The organism is uncultured Intestinimonas sp., from assembly GCF_944387725.1.
GTDB lineage: Bacteria > Bacillota > Clostridia > Oscillospirales > Oscillospiraceae > Intestinimonas.
The window spans coordinates 1-7011 of record NZ_CALXGA010000089.1 but is presented as its reverse complement, the minus strand read 5'-3'; the positions used below and the strand labels follow the sequence as shown (position 1 = coordinate 7011).

Genomic DNA, 7011 nt, shown 5'->3' with positions numbered 1-7011 from the left:
CCACGGAGGCCATCCTCAACCGGGCCAACAAGGAGATCCTCACCGCCCACCTCAAGCACTGCGTCAACACCGCCCAGACCCAGGAGGAGCGGGAGCGGAAGATCGACGAGCTGGTGGCCATGCTGGGGAAGATTCTGAAATAGCGGGCCCTGAAACGATTTGCGGCTTTAGAAAGTCTGGTGATCCTTTATGAAGCAAAAGTTTACCGTAACCGGCATGACCTGTTCGGCCTGCTCCGCCCATGTGGACAAGGCGGTGCGGAAGCTGAAAGGGGTCAGCGAGGTCAACGTCAACCTCCTGGGGGGCTCCATGACGGTGGAGTACGACCCGGCGGCCGAGACCCCTGAGGCCATCATCGCCGCCGTGGATGCCGCCGGCTACGGCTGCGCCCTTCCCCAGAAGGCCGCCCCCAGCCGGCAGGACCCCCGGGCCGGCGCCGCCCGGCAGATGGAGGAGGAGCTCTCCGGCATGAAGCGCCGCTTCCTCCTCTCCCTGTGCTTCCTGGCGCCCCTCTTCTACATCGCCATGGGCCACATGATGGGCTGGCCCCTGCCCCAGTTCTTCCACGACAGCCGGAACGCCCTGGCCTTCGCCTTCCTGCAGTTCCTGCTGGTGCTGCCCATTATGTACGTCAACGACAAGTACTACCGGGTGGGCTTCAAGACCCTCCTCCACAGGGCCCCCAACATGGACTCCCTCATCGCCGTGGGCTCCTCCGCCGCAGTGATCTACGGCATCGCCGCCATCTTCCAGATCGGCTACGGCCTGGGCCACGGCGATACGGAGCGGGTGGCGCACTGGTCCATGGACCTCTACTTCGAGTCGGCGGGGATGATCCTCACCCTCATCACCCTGGGGAAGTTTTTGGAGACCCGCTCCAAGGGCAAGACCAGCCAGGCCATCAGCCGCCTGATGGACCTGGCTCCCAAGACGGCCACCGTCCTCCGGGACGGCCGGGAGGTGGAACTCCCGGTGGAGGAGGTGGCGGTGGGAGACCTGCTCCTGGTGCGGCCCGGCCAGTCCATCCCCGTGGACGGCGTTGTGGTGGAGGGGGCCTCCGCCGTGGACGAGTCCGCCCTCACCGGGGAGTCCCTGCCCGTGGACAAGGGCCCCGGGGACAAGGTGGCGGCCGCCTCCATCAACAAGTCGGGGGCCTTCACCTTCCGAGCCACCCGGGTGGGCGACGACACCACCCTGGCCCAGATGATCGCCCTGGTGGACGAGGCGGCCTCCTCCAAGGCCCCCATCGCCAAGCTGGCCGACAAGGTGGCGGGCGTCTTTGTCCCCGTGGTTATGACCATCGCCGCCGTCACCGCCGTGGTGTGGCTCCTGGCCACCGGCGGGAACATCACCCGGGCCCTCACCGCCGGGGTGGCCGTGCTGGTGATCTCCTGCCCCTGCGCCCTGGGCCTGGCCACCCCCGTGGCCATCATGGTGGGCACCGGCAAGGGGGCTGAGAACGGCATTCTCATCAAGTCCGCCGAGGCCCTGGAGACCCTGCACACCATCAAAACCATCGTCCTGGACAAGACGGGCACCGTCACCCAGGGCAAGCCCAGAGTCACTGGCCTCTACCCCTGTGAGGGCGTCACCCAGGGGGAGCTGTTATGCGTGGCCGCCTCCCTGGAAAAGCCCTCCGAGCACCCTCTGGCCCAGGCCATTGTAGCCGAGGCAGAGGAGCGGGGGATTCCCCTGGCCCCCGCCGGGGACTTCCAGGCCCTCCACGGCAGGGGGGTCCAGGCCCGCATTCAGGGGGCCGGGTTCCTGGCGGGCAACCGGGCCCTGATGGAGGAACACGGCGTGGACCTGGAGGCCGGCCATCTCCTGGCCGACCGCCTGGCCGGACAGGGCCAGACCCCCCTCTACTTTGCCCAGGACGGGAAGCTGATGGGGGTGGTGGCTGTGGCCGACACCGTGAAGCCCACCAGCGCTGCCGCCATCGCCGCCTTCCGGGACCTGGGCATCGATGTGGTCCTGCTCACCGGCGACAACAAGCGCACCGCCGAGGCCATCGGGAGGGAGCTGGGGATTTCCAACGTCATCGCCGAGGTCCTGCCCCAGGACAAGGAGCGGGTGGTGGCCGGTCTCCAGAAGGAGGGCAGGCGGGTGGCCATGGTGGGGGACGGCATCAACGACGCCCCCGCCCTGGCCCGCGCCGACGTGGGCATCGCCATCGGCGCCGGTACCGACGTGGCCATCGAGTCGGCCGACATCGTCCTCATGAAGAGCGACCTCATGGACGCCGTCACCGCCGTGGAGCTCTCCAAGGCCACCATCCGCAACGTGAAGGAGAACCTCTTCTGGGCCTTCTGCTACAACACCATCGGCATCCCCCTGGCCGCCGGCGTCTTCTACCCCCTCCTGCACTGGCAGCTCTCCCCCATGTTCGGGGCCGCCGCCATGAGCCTGAGTTCGGTGAGCGTGGTGACCAACGCCCTGCGCCTCAAGCTTTTCAAGCCGAAGCACACCGTCCCCCAGCCCGTCCAGTCCGCCCCGGCGGACGGCCCGGCTCCGTCGAAACCCGGCATCCCTCTCAATCCCAACCAACGCCGGCCCCACTCAAATCAAAATGAAGGAGTGTCCCATATGGAAAAGAAGATCATGATCGAAGGCATGATGTGCCAGAACTGCGTCAAGCACGTCAGCAACGCCCTCAACGGCCTCCCCGGCGAAACCGCCAGCGTGGACCTGGAGGGCAAGTGCGCCACCGTCAGCGGCCCCGCCACCGACGAGGAGCTGAAAAAGGCGGTGGAGGAGGCCGGCTACCAGGTGGTCTCCATCCAGTAAACGGGCGTCGGCCCCCACGGGCGGCAGCGCACAAGGCGATAGCGCCAGACAGAAAGGGCGGGCGCACTGCGGAGAATTCCACGGTGCGCCCGCCCTCAGCCTGACATATGTGAGGAGATTCCAGTCCTGTGGAGGGTGTATCAGGCTTCCTATTTTCCGAATGGATGTGCCGATGTGGATTTTGGGCTTCATCACATAGGTGTAGTTCTTATCCTCACAGTCTTTCCGCTGGATCATCATCATAAGCCGGGTGGCCACCAGGGTGCCGATCTGCCTCCCCTGGTGGACGGAGCAAGTGACGCACTCCTCCTCCCAATCGGCACTGGAGTAGTCGAAATAGGCCAGAGAACAGTCTTCCGGGACCTGTTTCCCCTGGGCCTCCAAAACGCTGCGCACCAGGCGGTAAATCATGTAATTGCAGCAGACGATTGCGGTGCATTGCGGCAGACCCTTGAGAAAGCGGTCAATCGAGCGGGCAAAGCGCTGGTCGTGGGCCTCATGGGAGACGCACCATTTGACGTAGTCGTCCTGAAACTCCACGCCGCGCTTCAACATGGCGGCCACCGTCCCTTGAAACTGTTCGATGCTCTGATAGTTGTCGTAGACGAAAATACCCGCGATCCGGCGGTGCCCGGCTTGAATCAGCAGACTGACCAGTTGATCGGCGCAGGTGGTATCATTGACAACAACCTGGGGATACCGGAGATTTTTATAGTAATTGGCGCACTGGCCCAGATAGGCTTCCAGATCATCCAGGGTATTGATGCTAAGATCGGCGTCTGCGGAGAGAGGAAAAATCGAGGAGTACAGATTCTCCACAAAGACGAAGTCGTCTTCTGTTGTAAACTGCATCTTTGAAGGAACAATGATAGCGGTAATGGACAGCAGACCCTCCCCCACAAAGACCAGATCTGGATCGTTCGCTTGGGTGTCCAAGACCCAGGTATTGTCAGTGGCGGCGTCACCGGCAATGGCTTCGGGCACCAGCGTGATGGAATCGAAATCATTGGGGGACAGTGTGGCGGCTTTCTGGCTTACCATGACGGCTGCGCCGGAGGGCGCCCAGGGACAGGTCACTTTCCAGCTGCTGCTGATGGAAGAAGCGTCGTTTCCAGCGGTAGGGCCGGTCCCCTCATCGCTGGAGGGAACGGCGCTGCCGCCTCCGCACCCCGCCAGGAGCCCGACAATCATGGCACATGCAAGCGTAATCCCAAGTATCCGGTTTTTCATCTCCTTTTCCTGCAAAATTCATGCCTCTGGATGTAGGGCGCTACATTCTGCCGGCGTCTGTACGATATCATGGACTTTTTAAGCGATGCAATCGATTTTTACAAAAATACAATAAAGTTGTATGAAAATGAACTTACTTTAAAAATGTTGTATTTTATACAGTCACTTTTTATCCATTTTGCACAATGATATAGCATACATTTGTACATTGCAGGCAGGATTCTTTTTGCCAGGACACGGGTGCGCGTATGCATCGAGAAGGGGAAAAGCCGGCGTCCATTTGTCTTCAAAAAATAAGAATCCGGTATGCATGGACAGCATACCGGATTCCTCTATCGTAATGCGTACTGAATAAAGCCGAAAGCCTTGAAAACCAGGGCTTTCGGCTTTTATTCAAGTGCAGGGGTTTTGGGCGATTTCAGCCCAAAACCCCTGCACTTCCTGCGGTGGCATGTCCATGCCGCCGCAGGAGGACGCATTGCAACAATGGCTGAATTCTTCCCACAAGCGCCGATTTCGGCGCTTGTGGGAAGAATTGCGCGGCTGTGCCGCACGAATAAATGCTTTGCGGTTTATTCAGCAGACATTATCGCAATCCTTTATGTTTCAAACAAGCCCTAGGGCTTGTTTGAAACATGTCAACATGCCCAATCAGCGGGTCTTTTGCCCCCTGGACGGCGCAATTTTTCCTTGAAAGCCGCCAGGATTCCTGCGAAAAAATTGCTTGCCAGCGGCCCAAAATCCCTCGCTTCCGGACACATCGCCAATTTTCAAACAAGCCCTAGCCCCGCTGCTTGAGCAGGTACTGCTTGATGTCCCAGAGCTTCTGGCTCAAGTCCACATAGTAGTTGTGGGGGTTTTCAAAGCGCTTGACTTCGTCCCAAAGGGTGTCAATCTGCCCGGCGCACCAGGCCCGCATCTCCTCAATGTTGGGCTGGCGGTAGACCAGCTCGCCCCCCTGGAAGATGGGGACCAGAAGCTCCCGGACGGTGAAGTCGGTGATGGTCTTCCGCTTCCAGGTGGCCTCCGGGTCGAAGAGCTCCAGGGGCTGGGAGGGGTCGATGACCTCGTCATAGACGCAGATCAGGTCGGCAATGGCCTTGCCGGTGCTGTTTTCAAAGAGGCGGTAGACCTTTTTGAAGTGGGGGTTGGTGATCTTGGCGGGGTTTTCGCTGATCTTGATTTTGGGAATGATGTTGCCCTGGTCGTCCTCCACGGCGGAGAGCTTGTAGACGCCGCCGAAGACGGGCTCCGACTTGGAGGTGATGAGCCGCTCGCCCACGCCGAAGGAGTCGATCTTGGCCCCCTGGAGGAGGAGGTCACGGATGATATACTCGTCCAGAGAGTTGGAGGCCACAATTTTGCACTGGGGAAGGCCGGCCTCGTCCAGCATCTCCCGGGCCTTTTTGGAGAGGTAGGTGAGGTCGCCGGAGTCCAGCCGGATGGCGCATTCCGTGATGCCCTGGGGCAGAAGGACCTCCTGGAAGGCCCGGATGGCGTTGGGGACGCCGGACTTGAGGACGTTGTAGGTATCCACCAGGAGGGTGGCGGCGTGGGGGTAGATCTGGCAGTAGGTCTGGAAGGCGGTGTACTCGTCGGGGAACATCTGGACCCAGGAGTGGGCCATGGTGCCTCCGGCGGGGGTGCCGTAGACCCGGTCGGCCAGGGTGCAGGCGGTACCGGCACAGCCGGCAATATAGGAGGCCCGGGCCCCCAGCACCGCCGCGTCGGCCCCCTGGGCCCGGCGGGAGCCGAACTCGCTGACCGGCCGGCCCTGGGCCGCCCGGACGATGCGGTTGGACTTGGTGGCGATGAGGGACTGGTGGTTGAGCATCAGCAGCACATAGGTCTCGATGAACTGGGCCTCCACCGCCGGAGCCCGGACGGTGAGGATGGGCTCCCCGGGGAAGATGGGGGTGCCCTCCGGCACAGCCCAGATGTCGCCGGTGAACCGGAAGTCCAGGAGATAGCGCAGGAAGTCCTCGGAAAAGCACCCCTTGCCCCGAAGGAAGGCCACGTCGTCTGTGGTGAAGCGCAGGTCCTGGATGTAGTCGATGATCTGCTCCAGGCCGGCGGCGATGGCGAAGCCGCCCCCGTCGGGGACCCCCCGGAAGAAGACGTCAAAATAGCAGACGCGCGTGTCCAGGCCGGTCTGGAAGTAGCCGTTGCCCATGGTCAGCTCGTAAAAATCGCACAGCAGGGTGTAGTTATCAGTGTGTTTCATGGCACTTCCGTCCTTTTCAGCGGTGAGTCACCGCAATGTGGATGCCCTCCAGGATGTCCAGAGCCTTCTGGTGGAGGGCGGCGTCATAGGAGGCGGTGAGCCGGGCGTCCACCGTGATGTGGGCGTTGGGGAGGGCGGCCTTCACCATGACGGCGTTGGAGAGTACGCAGATGTGAGACACCAGTCCGCACAGCTCCACCTGGCCGTAGTCCCGGCCCCGGAGCCACTCCCCCAGGGCCAGGGAGGGGAAGGTCTCCTTCTCGAACACCGGGTCCTCCGGCCGCCGGGCCTGGCCGGTCTGTCCGTAGAGGGCCCAGCCGGGGCTCTCCCGGAGGCAGTGGGCCGCCGGCAGCCACCGGCCCTCTTCCGTGGCGGCGTAGTCCGGGCCGTGGGTGTCCAGGGTGAAGGCCACGTCGTCCCCGGCGGCCCGATAGGCCGCGATCCGCTCCGCAATGGGGCCGTCCAGGGCCTCCGCGCCGGGAAAGCCCAGGGCGCCGTCCACAAAATCCCGCTGATAGTCCACTACAATGAGAAGCCGCTTCATATCGGTTCCGCCTCCTGTGCGTTTGGGTAAAGTTTGTCCTATTATATGCGCTTTGGACAAAAAATGCAAGGGTGTAAAATTCGTCCGAACACGCCCGTTTGTAGGACTACAATAGATCTTGGACAGAGGAAGAAAAAGGATGAAGGATAAGGCCTCATCAGATATAGTTGGAGTTGCAGACAACAGCTTGACGAGAGGGGGCCATATCCTTCATGAGCAAGAGTAT

4 protein-coding genes and 1 pseudogene are annotated in these 7011 nt (G+C 61.8%); 2 read left to right on the top strand and 3 right to left on the bottom strand.

Annotated features, from left to right (window positions below; genetic code table 11):
• The first annotated feature begins 11 nt into the window (after positions 1-11).
• On the top strand, positions 12-143 hold the full coding sequence (locus Q0K09_RS10030) for a metal-sensing transcriptional repressor (RefSeq protein WP_294475863.1): 132 nt from the start codon (positions 12-14) through the stop codon (positions 141-143).
• Between the two features lie 46 nt (positions 144-189).
• On the top strand, positions 190-2787 hold the full coding sequence (locus Q0K09_RS10025) for a heavy metal translocating P-type ATPase (RefSeq protein WP_294475861.1): 2598 nt from the start codon (positions 190-192) through the stop codon (positions 2785-2787).
• A 174-nt stretch (positions 2788-2961) separates the two neighbouring features.
• On the opposite strand, the pseudogene Q0K09_RS10020 reads toward Q0K09_RS10025, so the two are convergent.
• From Q0K09_RS10020 to Q0K09_RS10010, 3 genes and pseudogenes are all read right to left on the bottom strand, one after another.
• Positions 2962-3639: pseudogene (locus tag Q0K09_RS10020) on the bottom strand (substrate-binding domain-containing protein); the annotation flags it as partial.
• 1159 nt (positions 3640-4798) lie between these two features.
• Positions 4799-6241, bottom strand: coding sequence for a nicotinate phosphoribosyltransferase (locus Q0K09_RS10015; RefSeq protein ID WP_294475860.1), 1443 nt, complete (start codon positions 6239-6241; stop codon positions 4799-4801).
• Positions 6242-6257: 16 nt separating this feature from the next.
• On the bottom strand, positions 6258-6785 hold the full coding sequence (locus Q0K09_RS10010) for an isochorismatase family cysteine hydrolase (RefSeq protein ID WP_294475858.1): 528 nt from the start codon (positions 6783-6785) through the stop codon (positions 6258-6260).
• Between the last annotated feature and the right edge of the window lie 226 nt (positions 6786-7011).